Origin of the sequence: Bradyrhizobium hipponense (assembly GCF_008123965.1) — a bacterium.
Taxonomy (GTDB): Bacteria; Pseudomonadota; Alphaproteobacteria; order Rhizobiales; family Xanthobacteraceae; genus Bradyrhizobium; species Bradyrhizobium hipponense.
The window spans coordinates 14,940-33,377 of record NZ_VSTH01000028.1; the positions used below are offsets into that span (position 1 = coordinate 14,940).

General features: G+C 65.1%; 19 protein-coding genes. 7 read left to right on the top strand and 12 right to left on the bottom strand.

Annotation, left to right across the window (positions count from 1 at the left end; all coding sequences use genetic code 11):
* Positions 1-344 precede the first annotated feature (344 nt).
* The 6 genes from FXV83_RS09680 to FXV83_RS09705 are packed head-to-tail and all read right to left on the bottom strand — an operon-like array spanning position 345 to position 5,905.
* Complete coding sequence (locus FXV83_RS09680) at positions 345-1,649, bottom strand: LLM class flavin-dependent oxidoreductase (protein ID WP_148738954.1); 1,305 nt, start codon at positions 1,647-1,649, stop codon at positions 345-347.
* A gap of 4 nt (positions 1,650-1,653) precedes the next feature.
* Positions 1,654-2,412, bottom strand: coding sequence for an ABC transporter permease (locus FXV83_RS09685; protein ID WP_148738955.1), 759 nt, complete (start codon positions 2,410-2,412; stop codon positions 1,654-1,656).
* Positions 2,409-3,224, bottom strand: coding sequence for an ABC transporter permease (locus FXV83_RS09690; protein ID WP_148738956.1), 816 nt, complete (start codon positions 3,222-3,224; stop codon positions 2,409-2,411). Before FXV83_RS09690 ends, FXV83_RS09685 begins: the two co-directional genes overlap by 4 nt.
* A complete protein-coding gene (locus FXV83_RS09695; protein WP_148738957.1) occupies positions 3,221-4,231 on the bottom strand; it encodes an ABC transporter substrate-binding protein in 1,011 nt (336 codons plus the stop codon). The genes FXV83_RS09690 and FXV83_RS09695 overlap by 4 nt, the downstream gene beginning before the upstream one ends.
* A 22-nt stretch (positions 4,232-4,253) precedes the next feature.
* On the bottom strand, positions 4,254-5,045 hold the full coding sequence (locus FXV83_RS09700) for a class II aldolase/adducin family protein (protein ID WP_148738958.1): 792 nt from the start codon (positions 5,043-5,045) through the stop codon (positions 4,254-4,256).
* Positions 5,042-5,905 carry an ABC transporter ATP-binding protein gene (locus FXV83_RS09705; protein ID WP_148738959.1) on the bottom strand — a complete coding sequence of 288 codons (864 nt, stop codon included), beginning with the start codon at positions 5,903-5,905 and terminating at the stop codon, positions 5,042-5,044. The genes FXV83_RS09700 and FXV83_RS09705 overlap by 4 nt, the downstream gene beginning before the upstream one ends.
* Before the next feature lie 302 nt (positions 5,906-6,207).
* Here FXV83_RS09705 and FXV83_RS09710 point away from each other — a divergent pair, with 302 nt between their 5' ends.
* From FXV83_RS09710 to FXV83_RS09735, 6 genes are all read left to right on the top strand, one after another.
* Positions 6,208-6,846 (top strand): GntR family transcriptional regulator, encoded by a 639-nt coding sequence (locus tag FXV83_RS09710; RefSeq protein WP_187435785.1) that lies wholly within the window; start codon positions 6,208-6,210, stop codon positions 6,844-6,846.
* Positions 6,847-6,913: 67 nt separating this feature from the next.
* On the top strand, positions 6,914-7,693 hold the full coding sequence (locus FXV83_RS09715) for an SDR family oxidoreductase (protein WP_148738960.1): 780 nt from the start codon (positions 6,914-6,916) through the stop codon (positions 7,691-7,693).
* Between the two features lie 7 nt (positions 7,694-7,700).
* Positions 7,701-8,846, top strand: coding sequence for a pyridoxal phosphate-dependent aminotransferase (locus FXV83_RS09720; protein ID WP_148738961.1), 1,146 nt, complete (start codon positions 7,701-7,703; stop codon positions 8,844-8,846).
* A 10-nt stretch (positions 8,847-8,856) separates the two neighbouring features.
* Positions 8,857-9,738: an alpha/beta fold hydrolase gene (locus FXV83_RS09725; RefSeq protein ID WP_148738962.1), complete on the top strand. Its 882-nt coding sequence runs from the start codon at positions 8,857-8,859 to the stop codon at positions 9,736-9,738.
* 7 nt (positions 9,739-9,745) lie between these two features.
* On the top strand, positions 9,746-11,020 hold the full coding sequence (locus tag FXV83_RS09730; RefSeq protein WP_148738963.1) for a Zn-dependent hydrolase: 1,275 nt from the start codon (positions 9,746-9,748) through the stop codon (positions 11,018-11,020).
* A 32-nt stretch (positions 11,021-11,052) separates the two neighbouring features.
* Positions 11,053-11,505, top strand: coding sequence for a flavin reductase (locus tag FXV83_RS09735; RefSeq protein ID WP_430648930.1), 453 nt, complete (start codon positions 11,053-11,055; stop codon positions 11,503-11,505).
* Between the two features lie 101 nt (positions 11,506-11,606).
* Here FXV83_RS09735 and FXV83_RS09740 read toward each other — a convergent pair whose 3' ends face one another.
* Positions 11,607-12,983: an amidase gene (locus tag FXV83_RS09740; protein WP_148738965.1), complete on the bottom strand. Its 1,377-nt coding sequence runs from the start codon at positions 12,981-12,983 to the stop codon at positions 11,607-11,609.
* Positions 12,964-14,160, bottom strand: coding sequence for an MFS transporter (locus FXV83_RS09745; protein WP_187435786.1), 1,197 nt, complete (start codon positions 14,158-14,160; stop codon positions 12,964-12,966). Before FXV83_RS09745 ends, FXV83_RS09740 begins: the two co-directional genes overlap by 20 nt.
* Before the next feature lie 29 nt (positions 14,161-14,189).
* Here FXV83_RS09745 and FXV83_RS42560 point away from each other — a divergent pair, with 29 nt between their 5' ends.
* On the top strand, positions 14,190-14,525 hold the full coding sequence (locus FXV83_RS42560) for a hydroxyisourate hydrolase (protein WP_187435787.1): 336 nt from the start codon (positions 14,190-14,192) through the stop codon (positions 14,523-14,525).
* On the opposite strand, the gene FXV83_RS09755 is transcribed toward FXV83_RS42560, so the two are convergent.
* From FXV83_RS09755 to FXV83_RS09770, 4 genes are read right to left on the bottom strand one after another with little or no spacing between them, the layout of a single operon-like run.
* Positions 14,526-15,341, bottom strand: a complete 816-nt coding sequence (locus FXV83_RS09755; protein WP_187435788.1) for an ABC transporter permease — start codon at positions 15,339-15,341, stop codon at positions 14,526-14,528. It lies immediately after the preceding gene.
* Entirely contained in the window at positions 15,341-16,204 is an 864-nt protein-coding gene (locus FXV83_RS09760) for an ABC transporter permease (RefSeq protein ID WP_148738969.1), read from the bottom strand. The genes FXV83_RS09755 and FXV83_RS09760 overlap by 1 nt, the downstream gene beginning before the upstream one ends.
* Before the next feature lie 4 nt (positions 16,205-16,208).
* Positions 16,209-17,255 (bottom strand): ABC transporter substrate-binding protein, encoded by a 1,047-nt coding sequence (locus FXV83_RS09765; RefSeq protein WP_148738970.1) that lies wholly within the window; start codon positions 17,253-17,255, stop codon positions 16,209-16,211.
* Positions 17,256-17,284: 29 nt separating this feature from the next.
* Complete coding sequence (locus tag FXV83_RS09770) at positions 17,285-18,379, bottom strand: ABC transporter ATP-binding protein (RefSeq protein ID WP_148738971.1); 1,095 nt, start codon at positions 18,377-18,379, stop codon at positions 17,285-17,287.
* Positions 18,380-18,438: the final 59 nt, after the last annotated feature.

Below are 18,438 nucleotides of genomic sequence, written 5' to 3' on the forward strand. Positions count from 1 at the left end.
CGATACACCCCTATTTTGCTTGAACGTTCGCCGAGCAGCGAAGACTTTGAATCTTAATGCCTGCCAGTCCCGACTTCAGTGCCCGTAGAGCACTTGCGCTGATACAGACCCGCATCCTCTCGATTAGGGCTTGAAGAACTCGGTTGCGTGGCTGCGGCTCAAACAAAGGCCGCGGCTCCTGGTGTTCATTCGGTGGCTTCCATGTGGTTTCGGCGCAGCGTTCGCCGCACCATGCCATCGACAATTGCCCCCGCCGTCGACTCGAGCAGCACTCGAGCAGCCATGGGCAATCCGCGAGGCGAGTTGCAGGCGCTCGAGCGCGCCTTGCGAATCGTCAGTGTAGGCTAGGCCTGGAAGAACGGATTGGCCGGCCGCGCAAGGCCGAGGTGATCCCGCAACGTCGTCCCCTCATAGTCCGCACGGAACAGCCCACGCTCCTGCAAGATGGGTACGACGAGTTCAACGAAATCCTCGAACCCTTCGTGGAAATAGGGCGGCATGACGTTGAAGCCGTCGGCGGCGTGTTCCTCGAACCAGAGCTGGAGCGTATCGGCGATGCGCTCGGCCGAGCCGCATAGCACCCAATGGCCGCGGGCGGCGGCGGTGAGATTGTAGAGATCGCGCAGCGTCATGTTCTCGCGGCGCCCCTTGGCGAGCATGACGCTTGCGAAACTGTGATAGCTGTCCGATGGCGCGATGTCCGGTATACCCCCGTCGAGATCGTAGGCCGACATGTCCCGGCCGAAGCGGTCGGACAGGATCGCGAGCGCATTGCTGCCGCTGACAAAGCTCTGGAGCACGTTGAGCTTCTCGAACGCTTCCTTGTCGGTGCGGCCGACGACGGGCATCACGCCCGGCAGCACCGTGACATCGTCGGCCTTGCGGCCGAACGACGGCAGTCGCGTCTTCAACGACGTGTAACCAGCCTTGGCCTCCTCGATGTCCTGCACCACCGAGAATACGATGTCGGCGGTGCGCGCGGCGAGAGCCTGTCCTGCCTCGGAGCCGCCGGCCTGGAGCACGACGGGGCGGCCTTGCGGGCTGCGGCCGATGTTGAGCGGGCCCTTCACCTTGAAGAACGTGCCGTCATGGTCGATCGGGCGGAGCCTCGCCGGATCGATGTAGAGGCCGCTGGCGCGGTCGGCGACGATGGCATCATCGGCCCAGCCGTCCCACAGGCCCCAGACGACGTCGAGGAATTCGCCGGCCATTTCGTAACGGCGGGCGTGGTCGGGATGGGTGGTGCCGAAATTCGCAGCTGTGGCCGGATTGGCCGTCGTCACCGCATTCCACGCCGCGCGACCCCTGGAGATGTGGTCGAGCGAGGCGAACACGCGCGCGACCGAGAACGGATCGCTGTAGGTGGTGGAGACCGTCGCGCCGAGGCCAATGTGGCTGGTCGAAGTCGCGAGCGCGGCGAGCATCGTCAGCGGCTCCAGCCGTAGCGTGTAGGAGGGGTGGGCGGCGGCATCGGCATAGAGATTGTCACCCATGAAGATCAGGTCGAATTTGCCGCGCTCGGCGGTTCGGCCAATCTCCTGGATCGCCGCGAAATCCTGGAAACTGTCGACCGCGCCGGGGTAGCGCCAGCCGGCGACGTGGCTGCCGGTCCCCAGGATAAACAGGCCGAGATGCATCTGCCGTTTCATGGCGTCATGTCCAGAACAGGATCTTGCGTTCGAGAAAGCCGATCAGGCCGAAGAAGGCGAGGCTCGCGGCGGATGCGACGAAGATCGCCGCCCAGACCTGGACGAAGTCGATCTGGAGCACCGCCTGGTAGATCACCCAGCCGAGTCCGCCATGCGCGCCGAGCATCTCGGTGACGATCGCTACGATCACGCTGCGCACCGTCGAGACGCGCATGCCGGCGAGCAGCAGCGGCAGGGCGGTCGGCAGGCGCAATCGCCACAGCACCCCGAAGCGGCTTGCCCCGAAGCTGCGCATGAGGTCGACGGCGCGGCGGTCGACATGGTCGAGCCCGGCCAGCATCGAGAGCAGGATGGTGAAGCTCACCGCCATCGCCACCATCACGATCTTCGAGCTGACGCCGATGCCGAACCAGAGCAGGATCAGCGGCGAATAGCCGACCACGGGCACCGAATTGATCGCGGTCGCGAGCGGCAGGATCGCGGCGCGCAGCGCCGGAGCCAATGCGATTGCGACAGCGAGGCCGATACCGATCAGGCAGCCCAGCCCGTAGCCCACCAGCGCTTCGAGCAGGGTGTAGCCGGCGGCGTCAACGAGCGTTGCGCGCTTGGACCAGAGGCCTGCGAGGATGTCGCTGACCGCGGGGAGAACGTAGGCCGGCAGATGCAGTCCGCGCGACGCGCCTTCCCAGCACGCGACCAGGAGGACGGCGCCCAGGATGCCGCGCTGGACGGCGAGCGACGGTGAGACAAGCGCGCGGCTCATTGCTCGGCGCTCCAGAACACGAGCCGACGCTCGACCGCGGCGACCACCGCATAGAAGCCGGTGCCGAGCAGCGCGGCGGCGAGCAGGGCGGCCCAGATCGCGACGACATTCTCGGTGAACATGGCCTGGAGCAGCAGCACGCCGAGCCCGGTGGTGTCGCCGAACCATTCGCCGACGATGGCCCCGACCAGGCTCAGCGATGCGGCGAGCCGCAGCGCGACGAATATCTGTGGCAGTGCTGTTGGGAGCTGCAAGCGGAGCAGGAGCTGGCGATTGGAGGCGCCGAAGCTGCGCATCAGGGCGACCTGCTTCGGATCGACGGTTTCGAGGCCCAGCAGCGTGTTCACCGTCACCGGAAAGAAGGTCAGATAGAACGCAATGATCGCCTTGGCGAGCAGGGTGTTGCCGAACCACAGCACCACCAGCGCGCCAAAGGCGATGACGGGAATGGTCTGCGATACCACGAAGATCGGAAACACCATCTCGCGCAGCGCGCGGACGCGGAAGAACGCGACGCCCATGAGCACGCCAAACGCGCCGCCGGAAGCAAAGCCGATCAGCGTTTCGGTGAGCGTACGCAGGAAGCCGTCGACATAGGCGCGGGGTGTGGCCGCGATCGCCAGCAGGATCGTGCTGAGGCGCGGCAGATAATAGGGACGGATGCCGAACAGCTGCACCGCGCCTTCCCAGATCACCGCCGCGGTGGCGAGGCCGAGCAGGAGCCGGATCAGCTTGCGCAGTGGAGCCGGTATCGCGATGCGCTGCGCAGCAACGCCGCTCTTACCAAGCGATGTCGCCGAAGGGCTGCTCACGGCAGCCGGTCCGCCAGCGGAACGCTCTGGATGAAGCTTGCATCATACGCGGCGGCAAGATCGAGCGGCTTGGAGATGACGCCGTACTTCAGGAAGAAATCGTGGGCGGTCTTGACCGCGTCGGCATCGATCCAGAGCATGCCGTTCTTCGCCGCCGTGCCGGCGGTCATCAGGCGCTTCACTTCGGTGAGCATGAACTCCTGCTGCGCGCGGTCGAGCGTCGGGGCTGCGGCCATCACGGTGTCGACCGTGCCCTTGGGATCTGCGAAGGCATCCTTCCAGCCCTTGAGCGAAGCGCGCAGGAACGCCTTGACGAGCTCTGGCTTCTCCTTGGCGGTTGCCTCGGCGACGATCAGCGTGTCGCGCGGGAAGGTGATTCCATAGTCCTCGGCAACGAAGGTCTTCAGGCTGTCCTTCGGCATGCGTGACTGGATGGTATAGAACTCGTTGTAATAGGTCGCCGTGACCACATCGACGCTGCCGTCGACGAAGGGCGTCACCGAAACCTGCTGCGGCTGGATCTTCAGCTCATCCGGCTTGATGCCTTCCTTGGCCAGCATGCCGTTCAGCACGTGGTTGGCACCGGTAAACCAGGTGGTGACGGTCTTGCCCTTGAAGTCCTGGATCGTCTTCACCGGCCCTTCCTTGCGGGTGACGAAGATGAAGGGGGTGATCTGGTGCGATACGCCGATGCAGACGATCGGGAGTCCCTTGTCGCGAGCCGCGAACACGCTGTCGGTGCCGCCGGAGAGGCCGAACGTGTCGGCGCCGGTCGCGACCAGGTTCTCGGTGAGCAGGTTGGGCCCGCCGGGATTGATGGTGAGGTCGATGCCTTCGGCCTTGTAGTAGCCCTTGGCCGCTGCGACGTAGAAGCCCGCGAACTGGGCCTGTGGGAGCCATTTCAGGCGCAGGCTCGCCTTCTGCGGCTCGGCCGCTTGCACCGACAGAGAGCCGGTCGCCAGCGCGATGGCGGAGAGGACTGAGAAGGCGTGGCGGCGGCTCAACATGACATACTCCAGGCGGTGAAAATCAATTGCGATAGGAAGGATCGGTGCGGTCGAGCTGGCGCATCAGCGCCGGCCATTCGCGTTCGCCGGGCACGAGGATGTCGCCCTTCAATTCCCAGAACTGGCGGGCGGCCTTCTCGCAGACCTCGTGCGGCGGCATCACCAGCTTGGCGCCGGCTGCGGCCGCCGCCTGCATCTGGAGCTGGATCCGCGCAGCGCGCTCGAAATAGTAGAGCAGCATGAAGGCCTCGCCGGGCGTCCGGCCGACGGTGAGGATGCCGTGGTTGCGCATCAGCATCACCTTGTGCGGGCCGAGGTCGCGCACCAGGCGGACCTGCTCGTCGAGATCGATGGCGACGCCTTCGTAATCGTGGAAGGCCTGGCGGTCGTAGAAGCGCATCGCGAACTGGCTGAGCGGCAGCAGGCCGTTCTCCTGCCCTGAGACCGCAACGCTCGCGTCGGAATGGGTGTGAAGCACGCAGGCCGCGTCGTGGTTCGACGTGTGGATCGCTGCATGGATCACGAAGGCGGCGACATTGACGGCATAAGGCGTGTCGTCGAGCTTGTTGCCCTTGGTGTCGATCTTCACCAGGCTCGACGCCGTGATCTCGTCGAACAACAGTCCGTAGGGATTGATGAGGAACTGATCCTCATGGCCGGGAACGCGCAAGGAAATGTGATTGTAGATCAGGTCGTCCATTCCTAGCTTGGCGACCATGCGATAGCAGGCCGCAAGCTTGATTCGGGCATCCCACTCGGCTGGTTCGATGCCGCGCGGCTTGGCTGGCGGTTCTCTCGCAGACATCGCGTTCACGGCGTCCTCTCCTGCGCGATGGAGGATTGGAACGACTTCATGCTCTCCTCCTCGATCGCATCGAGCAGCGTTCGCTTGAGGCGCACGAATTCGGGGGAGGTGACGATCTCGGGCCGGCGCGGGCGGGGGAGTTCGACGACCTGTTCGAGTTTCACCGAGCCGGGGCGCGCCGTCATGACCAGCACGCGGTCGCCGAGGAAGATCGCCTCGTCGACGTCATGGGTGATGAAGAGGATGGTGCGGCGGTATTTCTGCCAGACGTCGAGCAACCAGCGCTGCATCATCGCCCGCGTCAGCGCGTCGAGTGCGCCGAACGGCTCGTCGAGCAGCATCAGGTCGCGTTCGAACAGGAAGGTGCGCATCAAGGCGACGCGCTGGCGCATGCCGCCCGACAATTGGTTGGGGTATTGCTTCTCGAAGCCGGCCAGCCCGAACTCCGGCAACATCTTCAGCGCCTTGGTGCGTGCCTGGTCGCGCGGCATGCCCTCGACCTCGAGCGCGAGGATGGCGTTGTCCACCACGTTGCGCCAAGGAAACAAGAGGTCGCGCTGCGGCATGAAGGAGACGCGGCCGAGCAGGTCGGCGGCATGGCAGCTCTTGCCCTCGAAGCGCAGGATGCCGCCGGCATCTGGCTCTTCCAATCCTGCGACGATGTTGAAAAGGGTGCTCTTGCCGCAGCCGCTCGGGCCGACGACGGTGACAAATTCGCCGGGGGCGATGTTCGCCTCGAACCCCGAGAGTGCAGCGACGAGGCCGAAGGTCTTGCTCACCGCGCGCAGTTCAAGCAGCGGCTCAGGCTTCGGGTGAGCTTGCAGTGCTTCGGTGGTCGGTCCGGGATGGGGGAGGCGAGCAGCCTGCACCGGGATGTCCTTGTATAATGGCGGCGGCCATTCGCATACGAAAGCGGACCGCTTCGAAATCTCTTAGCAACTCGTGTGCCAGTGCGATTTCTGGGCAAATCAGGCATAAGACTTGCGAGCCTCTGAAGCGAATGCGTTCAAGTCGTGCGAGTCCGAGAAGGAAATCAGCTGTTTCGCTGGAATGACGAAGCTATTTTGTATACATATATTGTTATCGGAGAAACATGATGGCGGATATTGGTGCACATAGCGGAGGCGGACGCGTGAAAAATGGGCACGAATCCCTGGAGGCAAGCCCCGGCATGACGCTCGCCGAGCGTTTGCGTCAGAAGCTCGAAGGGGCGATCGCGGCGGGGCACCTCGAACCGGGCAGTCGGCTCGACGAGCAGGAGATCGCCCAGCGTTTCGGCGTCTCGCGCACGCCGGTGCGGGAGGCGTTCCGCCTCATGGCGGCCAACAATCTGGTCGAGTTGCGCGGACGGCAGGGCGCGACGGTCCGCAGCATCAAGGCGCAGGCGCTGATCGAGATGTTCCAGGTCATGGCGGAGCTCGAGGGGCTCTGTGCGCGGCTCGCCGCCCGGCGCGTCTCCCTGGCCTGGGGAGCTGAAATTGGCAAGGTACACCAGCAGCTTGTGGCGGCAGGCGAAACCGGCGACATCGACGTATTCTACGACATCAACCAGGAATTCCACGAGGCGATCTATGAGGCCTCACGCAACACCTTCCTGGCCGAGCAGACCCGCAAGCTGCGCAATCAGGTGGCGGCGTATCGCCGCCGGGTGACGCGCATGCCGAACCGAATTGCCGACACCGTTCGCGAGCACGAGGCGATCATGCGGGCGATCCTGGCGCACGATCCGGAGCGGGCGCACAGCGCGATGCGCGATCATGTCAACCTGCTCGGCGACAACTTGCTGGACTTCCTTGCCGCCTTCGAATGACCTTCCAGTCGCTTGGTATGCAAATTGCTAGATCGTGTATATCTAGCTTGCATCCTGGAGACCCGGAGTGGACCTTAAGCTGACGAACAAGACCGCCCTGATCACCGGCGCATCGAAAGGAATTGGACTTGCAGTGGCCGATCTCTTCGCCGCGGAAGGATGCCACCTGCATCTCGCCGCCCGCAACGGCGAGGCCATGCTCCAGGCCAAGCGGAAGCTGGAAGCCCGGCACGGCGTGAAGATCACGATCCATGCACTCGACCTCTCAAGCACGGCTGCGATGGAGAAGCTCGCGGCCGAGGTCGGCGACATCGACATCCTCGTCAACAATGCCGGCGACATCCCGGCCGGTTCGCTCGAAGTCCTCGATGATGCGGCATGGCGGCGCGGCTTCGATCTCAAGGTGTTCGGCTACATCACGCTGTCGCGTCTCTATTATCCGCGTATGAAGGGCAAGGACGGCGTCATCATCAACATCATCGGCAATTCCGGCGAGAACTGGGACGCGAGCTATATCGCGGGCTCGACCGGCAATGCGGCGCTGATGTCCTTCACCAAGGCGCTTGGTGGCCGCAGCCTCGATCACGGGGTGCGCGTTGTCGCGGTCAACCCAGGGCCTGTCGCGACTGATCGCATGCTCAAGATCATGAAGCGCAAATCGATCGATATGCTCGGCGATGAAAGCCGCTGGGAGGAACTGTTCGACAAATATCCGGGCAAGCGGCCGGCAACCTCGGAGGAAGTCGCCGATCTCGTCGCCTTCCTGTCCTCGTCGCGCTCCGGCTACATCACCGGCACCGTGGTGACGATCGACGGCGGCATTGCCGCGCGCGGCTCGGTGATCTGAGGCGTCGATGTCGAAGCCTCAATCCGCGGCACTGATCCGCAACCGCTATTTCGACGAGCTCTCGGCGACGCCGGGACTCTATTGGCTCGGCCAGAACACCAATCATATCGAGAGCCATCCCGCCGTGCGCGAAGCGATGCTGCGCTCGATCGAGGCCGGCGAGTTCAATGCCTATGCCCCGCCGCTCGGCTTCGAGGCGCTGCGCGCCGCGATCGTCGCCGATCTCGGCACGCCCGGCGCAGAGGCATTGGTGACCGAGGGGGGCGTCAACGCGCTGGCGATGATCTGTCGCGCGCGCTGCAGGCCCGGCACCACGCTGGTGACGACCGATCCGACCTGGAAATGGCCGTGCCTGTTCGCGCGTCAGCAGGGCTCGGAGGTGATCGAGATTCCGATCTACGATCCGGACTGCAACTACCGCCTGACGCCCGAGGCGTTGAAGGCGAATGTCGATGAGCGCACCGCGATCATCTATCTCGTCGATCCCAACAATCCGCTCGGCATCCGCTACACCCGCGAGGAGATCGAGAGCTTTGCCGCGATCGCGCGCGATTGCGGCGCGCTGCTGGTGCACGATTGCACCTACCGTGATTTCGCCGACGGCCACACGCCGGCGCTTCACGTGGCCCCGGAAGGGGCGGTCGTCTCGACCAGCTTTTCGAAATGGCTTGGGCTTGCCGGCCTGCGGATCGGTGCTCTGGTCGCCGCGCCAGCTCTGTTCGAGGAGCTGGCGCAGACCTCCACCAGCGTCCTCGGTGCGAGCGTCATCGCCCAGCGCGCGGCGCAGGCGGGCCTCTCCGTCAAGGCCGAGTGGATGAAGAAGGTCCGCAGCACTGACCGGGCCAACAAGGCGATGATCCAGGAGGCGGCGGCCGCGATCGACGGATTGGCGCTGCCGATCATGCCGTCGCACGGAAACTTTCTAGTGTTGGAGACCATCGCGGCGGGCATCCGTCCCGAGGCGCTGGTCGAGTGCTATCGCCGTCAGGGCATCATGATCCGCCAGGGCACCTACCACACGCAGCGTTTCGGCGACCGTTTCGTCAAGATCAGCACGTCCGTGCCGCCGTCCTGGGTCGACAAGTTTTGCACGCTGCTGCCGGACATGGTCGTGCAAGCGCGCACGCTCAACGACCTGCCGCCGCAATTCTAGGATGATGCCGATGACAATGATCACGACCAGGGACGGCGTGAAGCTTCATGTGGAAGAGGCGGGCGAGGGTACGCCGATCCTCTTCATTCATGAATTCGGCGGCAATCACGCGAGCTGGGAGCCGCAGCTTCGCTATTTCAGCCGGCGCCATCACTGCATCACCTACGCCGCACGTGGCTATCCGCCGTCGGATGTGCCTGACAGCGTGGAGGCGTATTCGCAGGCGCTCGCTGCGGATGATGCGGTCGCCGTGCTCGATGCGCTGAAGATCGAGAAGGCGCACATCGTCGGCCTGTCGATGGGTGGATTCTGCACGGTGCATTTCGGTCTGCGCTCGCCGGAGCGCGCTTTGTCGTTGACCGTGGCCGGCGCCGGCTACGGCTGCGAAAAGGAATATGAGGAGTATTTTCGCGGCGTCTCGCTCGAAGTTGCCGACAATTTCGAGAAGCAGGGCGCCAAGGAGTTCTCCAGGATCTATGCGCTCGGCGCGAGCCGCGTCCAGTTCCAGAACAAGGATCCGCGTGGCTGGCGGGAATTCGCCGATCGACTCGCGACCCATTCCGATCGCGGCGCCGGCAACACCATGCGCGGCGTCCAGGCGCGGCGACCGTCATTTTACGACCTCGAGGATGGTCTAAAGACGATGATGGTGCCGACGCTGGTGGTCGTCGGCGACGAGGACGATCATTGTCTCCAGCCCGGCATCTTCCTGAAGAAGACTATTCCGGCCTGCGGCCTCTCGGTATTCCCCAAGACCGGTCACACGCTCAATCTGGAAGAGCCGGCAGCGTTCAACGCGCTACTCGCCGAGTTCATCGCCCAGGTCGAAGCCGGACGCTGGCAGCCGCGTGATCCACGCGCGTTGCCGGGCCAGATCATGCGCACGAAGTAGCAGATCGATGACGAGCCAGCCCCTGATTAACGCCGATCGGCTCTGGACCCGCTTGATGGCGCTCGCCGAGATTGGGGCGACGCCGGCCGGCGGCGTCAATCGTCAGGCCTTAAGCGATGGTGAAATCGCTGCTTGGCGCCGCGTCATCGGCTGGGCCCTCGAAGCGGGGTTGACGCCGTCGACGGATGCCGCGGGAAATCTGTTTCTGGCACTGGCGGGGCAAGATCGCGCCGCGCCGCCATTCTTGCTCGGCAGCCATCTCGATAGCCAGCCGACCGGCGGAAAATTCGACGGAGCGGCCGGCGTGATGGCGGCGCTCGAGGCGGCTGTCACGCTCGCCGAGCAAGGCGACAAGCCGGCGCGCGACGTCATTGTCGTCGCCTGGATGAACGAGGAAGGCTCACGCTTCGCCCCGGGCATGATGGGCTCGGAGGCCTTTACCGGGGAGCGCGACGTGGCGGCAATTCGCGCCGCGCGGGATGCAGACGGCGTCAGTGTTGGTGAAGCGCTCGATCGTCTCCATCAGGCTTTTCGCGATCTGCCGCACAGGCCGCTCGGCTTTGCCGTGGAGAGCTATCTCGAATTGCATATCGAGCAGGGACCGCTGCTGGAGGCGGCCGCCTGCACGATCGGCGTCGTCACCGGCATCCAGGGCAAGAAGACGTTTCAGGTGGTTGTCGAGGGTGCGGAGGGACATGCAGGTACGCTCGCGCAGCAGGAGAGGCGGGATGCGCTCGCCGCCTTTGCGCGGATCGCAACAGCGCTCCATGCCGAGATCGGTACCATCGACACCGACATCAAATTTACTATCGGTCGGGTGGCCGTCATGCCGAATGCACCGTCGGTGGTGCCGTCGCGCGTCAGCTTCAGCATCGATCTGCGTCATCCGGAGAATGCGGCGCTCACCGCAGCCGGTGTCCGCATTACAGCTCTCTGCCGCGAGTACGCTCCTCCTTGCACGGTCACGGTGACGCCGCTGGTCGATGCGCCGTCGAACGCGTTCGATCCGCAGCTGCAGGCAAGCATCGCGCGGGCCTCGCATGACCAGGGGCATCCCACCATGGCCATTCTCTCGGCCGCCGGTCACGATGCCCGTCATCTCGCCAAGATCTGTCCGGCGGCAATGATCTTCATTCCGTGCCGCGACGGAGCGAGCCATGTGGAGCACGAATGGGCCGAGCCAGCCGATGTTGCCGCCGGCGCGTCTGTCTTAGTGCAAGTGTTGCGAGAGGTTGAGCTCGCCAGGCGGTCATTCACTGCGCGACATGAGTCGGGGGGATGACGGAAAGTTTCCAAGTGGACTATCGCAATGCGATGGCGCGTCTCGGCGCCGCGGTCAGCATCGTCACGACCGATGGTCCCGCAGGTCGCGCCGGCTTCACTGCGTCCGCCGTCTGCAGCGTCACCGACGATCCGCCGACGCTTTTGGTGTGCATGAACCGCGCATCCTCGGCGCATGTAAGCGTGGCGGGCAACAACGTCGTGTGTGTAAACGTGCTATCGACTCGGCAGGAGCGACTTTCACGGCTATTTGGTGGCAAGGTGCCCGCCAGGGAACGGTTCGCGGCGGCGGTGTGGTCGACGCTCGCGACGGGTGCACCGGTTCTCGCCGACAGCGCAGCTGCCTTCGATTGCGAGATAGCGAATGTCGTCACGGTCGGCACGCACGATGTATTGTTCTGCCGCGTTGTCGCGCTGCAGAGCTCCGGCCTGACGGAGAACCTGATCTATCTTGGCCGCGTCTACCATTCTGTGCGGGCGTTTTGAGCGGGGCGGCACGGCATTGCTGCCGTCTCATACGGCGCCGAAGCAAGTGCATTCGAGCCGGCCATTAGTCTCGTTCGTATCGCCGATTTCTACTTCCAATTCTACTTCGCAAATGTGCGCAACATGGTCTCGATGTGCTGTGCGGCTCGCAGCAGAGTGCGATCCTGGCCGCGCCGGCCGATCACCTGGAGGCCAAAAGGAAGGCCAGCCGCGTCAGTCCCGCACGGAATCGAGATCGCCGGCAATCTGGCGTGATTGACGAAGGGCGTGAACACGGCGTGTGCGCGCGGGCTCGCCGGGCGGCCGCCGATCATGTCGGGACCAAGCTGTGTCAGCGGCCAGGCAACGCAAGGGACGGTCGGTGCCAGCAGCAGGTCGATTTCGGTGAAGAAGGCCGCGAACGCATTGGCGATCGCGGTGCTTGCAACCAGCGCGGCCGCAACGTCCGCGCCCGACCAGGAGAGTCCGCGCTCGATCTGCCTGGCGATATCAGGGTCGAACACGGTCGGATCCTGGCGGAAGGGGTCGCCATGGAGAGCAGCGAGGCCGGCGTGCTGAAGCGGCATGATGGCCTCTTCGGTCGCGCCGGCCGGCCAGACGGGATCACGCTGCGCGATGCGTAAGCCGGAGGCGGAAAGGCGCTCCACGGCAGAGATGAAACCATTGGCGACGACGTCGTCGACTGCGACGTCGAGTCCCAGACGCGGCGAGAACGCAATGCGCGGGCCGGCGATGTCATCGGCATCTCGGGCGATGAGAGCGGAATCCGGGTCGCGCGGATCGACACCGGCCATGGCCTCGAACGCCAGCGTGATATCGGCAACGGTGGCGGCGATCGGTGCGATGACAGAGAGGCCAAAAAACGGCTCGGCGAAACCTGGCCCGTAGGGGATCGCGCCATAAGACGGCTTGAAGCCGGCGACGCCGACATGGGCCGGCGGCCTGCGGCTGGAGCCGCCAGCATCGGTACCGATCGCGAGCGGCACGAGGCCGGCTGCGACAGCCGCTGCCGGACCACCCGACGAGCCGCCCGGCGTGAGCTCCGGATTCAGGGGATGTCGGGTGGGACCGAACAGCGGCGACGTCGTGACGCCCTTGCACGCAAACTCGGACGTCGCGCCGATCCCAACGACGACGGCACCGGCTCTGCGCAGCCGCTCGATCGCAATCGCATCCTGCGGCGCGACGAAATCAGCGAACAGGCGCGAGCCCTGCGTCACGCGCCAGCCGCCGGTCCAGATGTTGTCCTTGACGACGATGGGGACGCCGGCGAGCGGCATCGTCTCGCCAGCGCGCAGGCGGTCGTCGACCGCCGCGGCATCGGTAAGCGTGCGTGCGGGGTCGATCGTCACCACTGCGTTCAGCGGCTTGGCAGCCTCGATGCGTCCGAGGGCGGCCTTGGCGGTTTCGGCCGCGCTCGTTCGTCCGGCCGTTACATCGGCCGCAATCCCGCGTGCGCTATTTACCGGCTTTGTCATGGCTCCCCCAGATCAGCGCGAATGTGCCGCACAGCGCGAGGCAGGCCAAGGCGAAGAACGCGGCGCCAAGACTGGCCGCACCATCCAGGATCGACACCAGCGCCGGCGCAGCCAGCAGGCCGGCATAGGATGCAGTCAGCACCGCGCCGGTGGTCTCGCCGATCCGGTCCTGCGGGGCGAGGCGAGCGATCTCGGCGATGAAGACACCGTTCCAGCCCGACGCCGTCAGGCCGAACAGCGCCGCAATCGCGAACTGGCCGGTGCGACCGAGCGATGCGCCATCGAGGCCGAGCACCGCGGCAGAGAAGGCCATGCCGAGACCGATGACGATGAGCACCATGCGCGAGGCATTGAGGCGCATCGCGACGAGGCCCCAGCCGAGCCGGCCGATCAGGCCGCCCGTTTGCGCGCAGGCGAGCGCCATGCCGGCCTCGATGTGGCTGAGCCCGAGCTCGCGCGTGCCCAGCGTGACGAAGACCGTATTGAGCGATACCTGCATCGCGCTGAAAGGCATCGACGCCAGCGCCAGCATCGCGATGCGCCGGTCCGCAGTCACCAGCGCCAGCCGCGCGCGAAGACCGAGTTCCGGAGGAGCGACGACTTTGCCAGTGTAGGCAAGCCTCAGTTGCTCGAACCACAGGATAGCCAGCAGGGCACATGCGCCGACCGCTGCGTAGCACCAGGCCGGTCCGAGCGAGATCGCGATCGCGGGCAGGACCAGCGAGCCGCAGACGGCGCCGATCTGGTTGCCGGTCTGGCGCACCGAGAACACGAAGACGCGGCGCTCGGCGGTCACGAGCCGCGCCAACAGCGCCGCGCTTGCCGGCGTCTCCGGTCCGAAGGCAAGGCCGAGGCAGAGGCCCGCGGCCAGCAAGGCGGCCGTCGAGCCGAACGAAGCCAGCGCCATGCAGGCGACGATCGCTGCCGCGCACAGGCTCGCGATCCGCAACGAGCCGAGGCGGGCAATGAAGCTGCCGCCCCAGAACGAGGCGGGGATACCGACGGCGAAGACCGCGCATGAGAACATCGAGAGCTGCCAGACCTCGATACGGGCGCTGGGCGCGACCACGCCGGGCGCGAACAAAGCGAGCGCGACCAGCGCCTGAAGCGAGGTCATCGCCCCCAGGGCCGGCAGCAGCGCGGGCGCTGGCCGAACGGCCGTGTTTCCGTCTACCATGGCCGCTCGCTCATAGGAGGAACGGCAAGGTGGCAGGCGGCATTTCCATTCACGCAGTCGACGTGGCGAGCGGGCGTCCCGCGCAGGGCCTGCGCATCGAGATCTGGCGGATCGACCCCGAACAGCTGCGCATCGCCGAGGGGCGGCTCGGCGCAAACGGCGTGCTGGATCATCCCGTTGCGCACGGTGCCGGCGTCACGGCGGGCGTGTACGAGGTGCTGTTTCATCTCGGCGAGTTCTTTGCTGACAGCGCCGGCTTTCTTACCGTGACGCCGTTCCGCTTCCGCATCACTGATATCGACGAGCATTTCCACCTGCCGCTGAAATTCACCCGCTGGGGCTATTCGCTGTTCCGCGGCGCCTGATCAGTTGGTCAGCCGCCGCGATAGTCCGGTGACGCGCTCCATCACCGCGACCAGCGCGACGGTGGCGATGATCAGCACACCCGACAAGGCTGCGATGGTCACGTCGAGCTTGCCCTCGAGGTCCTGCCACATCCGGATCGGCAGCATGTCGGTCGCGGCATCGCGCAGGAACAGCGAGACCGGCACGTTGTCGAAGGACGACATGAAGGCGATGAAGGCGCCGGCGATGATGCCGGGCCGGATCAGCGGCAGCACGATGCGACGGAACGTGTAGAGGCGGCTGGCCCCTAACACCGCCGAGCTTTCGAGCAGGGTCGGCTCCAGCTGGGCGAGCGCGGCAACCGTATTGCGCACGACATAGGGAACGCAGACCACGGTGTGGCCGATCACCAGCGTCAGCGGCGACACCGGCAGGCCGACCAGCGAGAACAGCATCAGGGCGGCGAGGCCGAAGGCCAGCGCCGGCAAAACAAGTGGCGACATGAAAAGGGAATCGAGCAGCCGGGCCGACAGCGTCCGCGACCGCGAGATCGCAAGCGCGGCCGCGACGCCGAGCACGACGGACAAGCAAGTCGCCCATAGTGCGACGATGAGGCTGTTCTTCGCCGCGAAGTGCAGCTGCCAGGCATTCCACAGCTCGGCGTACCAGCGCAGCGAATAGCCGGGCGGCGGGAAGCGCAGCGAGAAACCGCTCGTGAAGGAGACGATCAGTACCACGAGCGAAGGAGCGATGATGATGATCAGCGCGATCACCGCGACCACGGTAATGACAAACTCGAAGCTGATCGCCTCCAGGGTACGCTTGCGTCCGCTCATCATGCGCCTCCGTAGCCCCGCGACATGCGGCCGAGCGTGGTGAAGACGGAGACGACCGCAAGCACGGCGAGCAGGAAGATGATCGAGATCGCGGATGCAAAGGGCCAGTTCTGGAGAGTCGACGCTTGCTGATAGAGATACATCGGCATGAACAGCATCTGGCCGCCGCCGATCAGCGACTGCGTGATGAAGGCCGTGATCGCGGCGGCGTAGGTCAGCGTGCATCCGGCGATCACGCCGGGCAGCGACAACGGCAGCACGATCCTGAAGAAGGTTCGCCAGCTCCCGGCGCCAAGCGAGCAGGAGGCGTCATCGAGGTTGGGATCGATCCGGCCAAGCGCAGTGATCAGCGGCAGTGTCATCAGCGGCATCTGCACCTGCGCCAGCGCGATGACCACGCCGAACTGGGTGTAGAGCAGCTTTAGGGGTGTATCGATGATGCCGAGCGATTGCAGCGTCGCGTTGATGATGCCCTGGCGGCCCAGGATGACGATCCAGGCAAAGGTGCGCACCACGACGCTGGTCAGAAGCGGCAACAGCACGATCAGGATGATGATGGTCTGAAGCCGCGGCCCGACCCGCTGATAGAGCCAGGCGATGGGAAAGCCGAGCACGAGACAGACGAGCGTTACCTCGGCGCCGAGCAGCAGCGTCGAGCCGAGCACGCTAAGGCTGAAAGGGTCCGTGAGGAAGTGCAAATATTGGCCGAGCCCCCAATGGAGCGCGGCCGTGTCGTTGTGCAGCGAGAGCCAGAGCAATTGCAGGAGCGGCGCGACGAAGAAGACCAGGAAGAACAGCGCCAGCGGTGCTGCCAATCCCATGCCGTAGGACGTCACATCCCGCGATGCCGGTGCTGTACCCATGGTGCTAGATCTTGATCTCGCGGTTGAAACGTTCGATCCAGGCCGAGCGCTGCTCGTTGATCTTCTTCCAGTCCTGGAACACGAACTTCTGCTTCAGCTCGGCGGTGTCCTTGGCCAGCACGCGCGCGATTTCGCCGCCCATCGTCACCTTGGAATTGGTCGGCACGATCAGATAGGGCGGGTTCATCAGCGTGGTCTGCACCTCGGCCGTCAGTGCCGCCTCGATCAGCTTGAAGGCGAGCTCGCGGTTTGGCGAATTCTTGACGATGTGGATCGTGGTCTTGAAGGCGATGGCGCCTTCCTTTGGCGCCACGAACTCGACCGGCACGCCGCGCGCTTTCAGAATCTGGATAGCGTTGAAATTACCGGGCGAGATGTCGATCTGGCCCTGCTGGAACAGCGTTGCGAGCGCGCCGGGATTGGCGGCCACGGCCGCGAGATTGGGTTTCAGCTCCTCGATCGCCTTGAAGGCGGGATCGACATTGGCCTCCGAGCCGCCGCGCATCTTGGCGATCTCGACCAGCCAGCCGGTGCCGAGCGTCGAGTTGAGATTGGTGATGCCGACGCGGCCCTTGAACTCCGGCTTCCACAGGTCGGCCCAGGAGGTCGGCGGCGTCTTGACGGCTTCCGGATTGTAGGTGAGGCCGACGACCTGAAAGAACGGGGCGGGGCCCATCGGCTCTTGTGCCTCACTGATCAGTTCCTTGTAGTAGGCGCTCTTCTCGACCGGATAAGGTTCGACGAGGTCTTGGCCGATCGCGACGAGGGCGGGGCCGGGATCGTGCAACATGACGTCGATCGGCGGATTGGCCTTGGCGGCATTGACCTTCGCGATCTGGTCGACGGAGAGCATGGGGTCGAGCACCATCGCTGCATCGGCGTTCGCCTTGCGGAAGGCCGGCACGAGCACGGCCTTGTGCGCTTCCTCCCAGCTTCCCGTGAAGGTCGCAAACACAAGCGGGCGGGCCTGGGCGAAGCTCAGCCCGGGAAACGCCTTCATGGCGCCGAGTGTGAGTGCGGTCGTCATTAGGCTTCGGCGATTGAGGATCATGTCGAACTCCCTGTGGACTATGACTGGATCTAAAGCGTTGCAGGAAAGGCGTTGGCGAGCGATGGCGCGAGCGGTGCGAGGCGCACTGCGGCGCCGTTCTCCAGTGCGCGTGTCTCGCCGATGCGCGCCTGAGAGATTTTTACCCCAGAGCCGTCGGCGGTCGTGACCTCATGGACGACGGTGGCCCCTAGCGGCAGCGACATGCCGACCACGCCGGCAAAGCCGGTCTCGTCGCCGACGAACTGCAGATGTTCGGGACGGATGCAGACGGTGACGCGGCCGCCTTCGCTGAGCGCGCCGCCCGCGGGCCGTGCGACGATCTCCGCGCCGGCATCGAGGCGTACCTTGGCGGCCGTGCGATCCGCCGACACGACGACTCCGGGCATGCGGTTGCTGGAGCCAACGAAGGTGTTCACGAACAGCGTCTGGGGACGGTCGTAGACATCCGAGGGCGATCCGAACTGTTCGAGCTTGCCGTGGCTCAGCACCGCGACGCGGTCGGCCATCGACAACGCCTCTTCCTGGTCGTGCGTCACGATCAGCGTGGTGATGCCCGAGACGCGTTGCAGCCGCTTGACCTCGATCTGCATGTCGAGCCGCAAGTTCTTGTCGAGCGCGGCGAAGGGCTCGTCGAGCAGCAGGATCGACGGCTTGATCGCCAGCGCCCGGGCGAGCGCGACGCGCTGCTGCTGGCCGCCGGAGAGCTGCCGCGGCAGCCGCTCGGCCATCGACGGCAGTTGCACCAGCTCGAGCAGCCGTTGTGCCTCGCGCTGGCGCGTCGCCTTGTCGATGCCGCGGGCGGCGAGGCCGTAGGCGACGTTCTCTGTCACGGTGAGATGGGGAAACAGCGCATAGTTCTGGAAGACGATGCCGACCGCGCGGCGGTTCGGCGGCAGCGCGTCGACGATGTCGTCGCCGATGATGATCCGTCCCTGGCTCTGCGCGATGAAGCCGGCAATGATCCGCAGCAAGGTCGTCTTCCCGCAGCCGGAGGGGCCGAGCAGGGCGATGATCTCGCCGCCCTTGATGTCGAGATTGATGTTTTCGACCGCGAGCGCGCCGCTCGGATAGCGGTGAGTGACGGCGTCGACCACGAGCGATCGGCCGCCTTGCGTTTCAGCCATGATGTTGCCCCCCGTTCTCCCGAGGAAGAAAGCAAGTCTCGTGCCCGTGCCCGTCGCTT

Excerpts from the sequence above, each read along its gene's own strand:
- FXV83_RS09680 (WP_148738954.1), bottom strand. The coding sequence starts at position 1,649 with ATGAAACGGCAGATGCATCTCGGCCTGTTTATCCTGGGGACCGGCAGC.
- FXV83_RS09685 (WP_148738955.1), bottom strand. The coding sequence starts at position 2,412 with ATGAGCCGCGCGCTTGTCTCACCGTCGCTCGCCGTCCAGCGCGGCATC.
- FXV83_RS09695 (WP_148738957.1), bottom strand. The coding sequence starts at position 4,231 with ATGTTGAGCCGCCGCCACGCCTTCTCAGTCCTCTCCGCCATCGCGCTG.
- FXV83_RS09710 (WP_187435785.1), top strand. The coding sequence starts at position 6,208 with ATGACGCTCGCCGAGCGTTTGCGTCAGAAGCTCGAAGGGGCGATCGCG.
- FXV83_RS09720 (WP_148738961.1), top strand. The coding sequence starts at position 7,701 with ATGTCGAAGCCTCAATCCGCGGCACTGATCCGCAACCGCTATTTCGAC.
- FXV83_RS09725 (WP_148738962.1), top strand. The coding sequence starts at position 8,857 with ATGACAATGATCACGACCAGGGACGGCGTGAAGCTTCATGTGGAAGAG.
- FXV83_RS09730 (WP_148738963.1), top strand. The coding sequence starts at position 9,746 with ATGACGAGCCAGCCCCTGATTAACGCCGATCGGCTCTGGACCCGCTTG.
- FXV83_RS09735 (WP_430648930.1), top strand. The coding sequence starts at position 11,053 with ATGGCGCGTCTCGGCGCCGCGGTCAGCATCGTCACGACCGATGGTCCC.
- FXV83_RS09740 (WP_148738965.1), bottom strand. The coding sequence starts at position 12,983 with ATGACAAAGCCGGTAAATAGCGCACGCGGGATTGCGGCCGATGTAACG.
- FXV83_RS09745 (WP_187435786.1), bottom strand. The coding sequence starts at position 14,160 with ATGGTAGACGGAAACACGGCCGTTCGGCCAGCGCCCGCGCTGCTGCCG.
- FXV83_RS09755 (WP_187435788.1), bottom strand. The coding sequence starts at position 15,341 with ATGAGCGGACGCAAGCGTACCCTGGAGGCGATCAGCTTCGAGTTTGTC.
- FXV83_RS09760 (WP_148738969.1), bottom strand. The coding sequence starts at position 16,204 with ATGGGTACAGCACCGGCATCGCGGGATGTGACGTCCTACGGCATGGGA.
- FXV83_RS09765 (WP_148738970.1), bottom strand. The coding sequence starts at position 17,255 with ATGATCCTCAATCGCCGAAGCCTAATGACGACCGCACTCACACTCGGC.
- FXV83_RS09770 (WP_148738971.1), bottom strand. The coding sequence starts at position 18,379 with ATGGCTGAAACGCAAGGCGGCCGATCGCTCGTGGTCGACGCCGTCACT.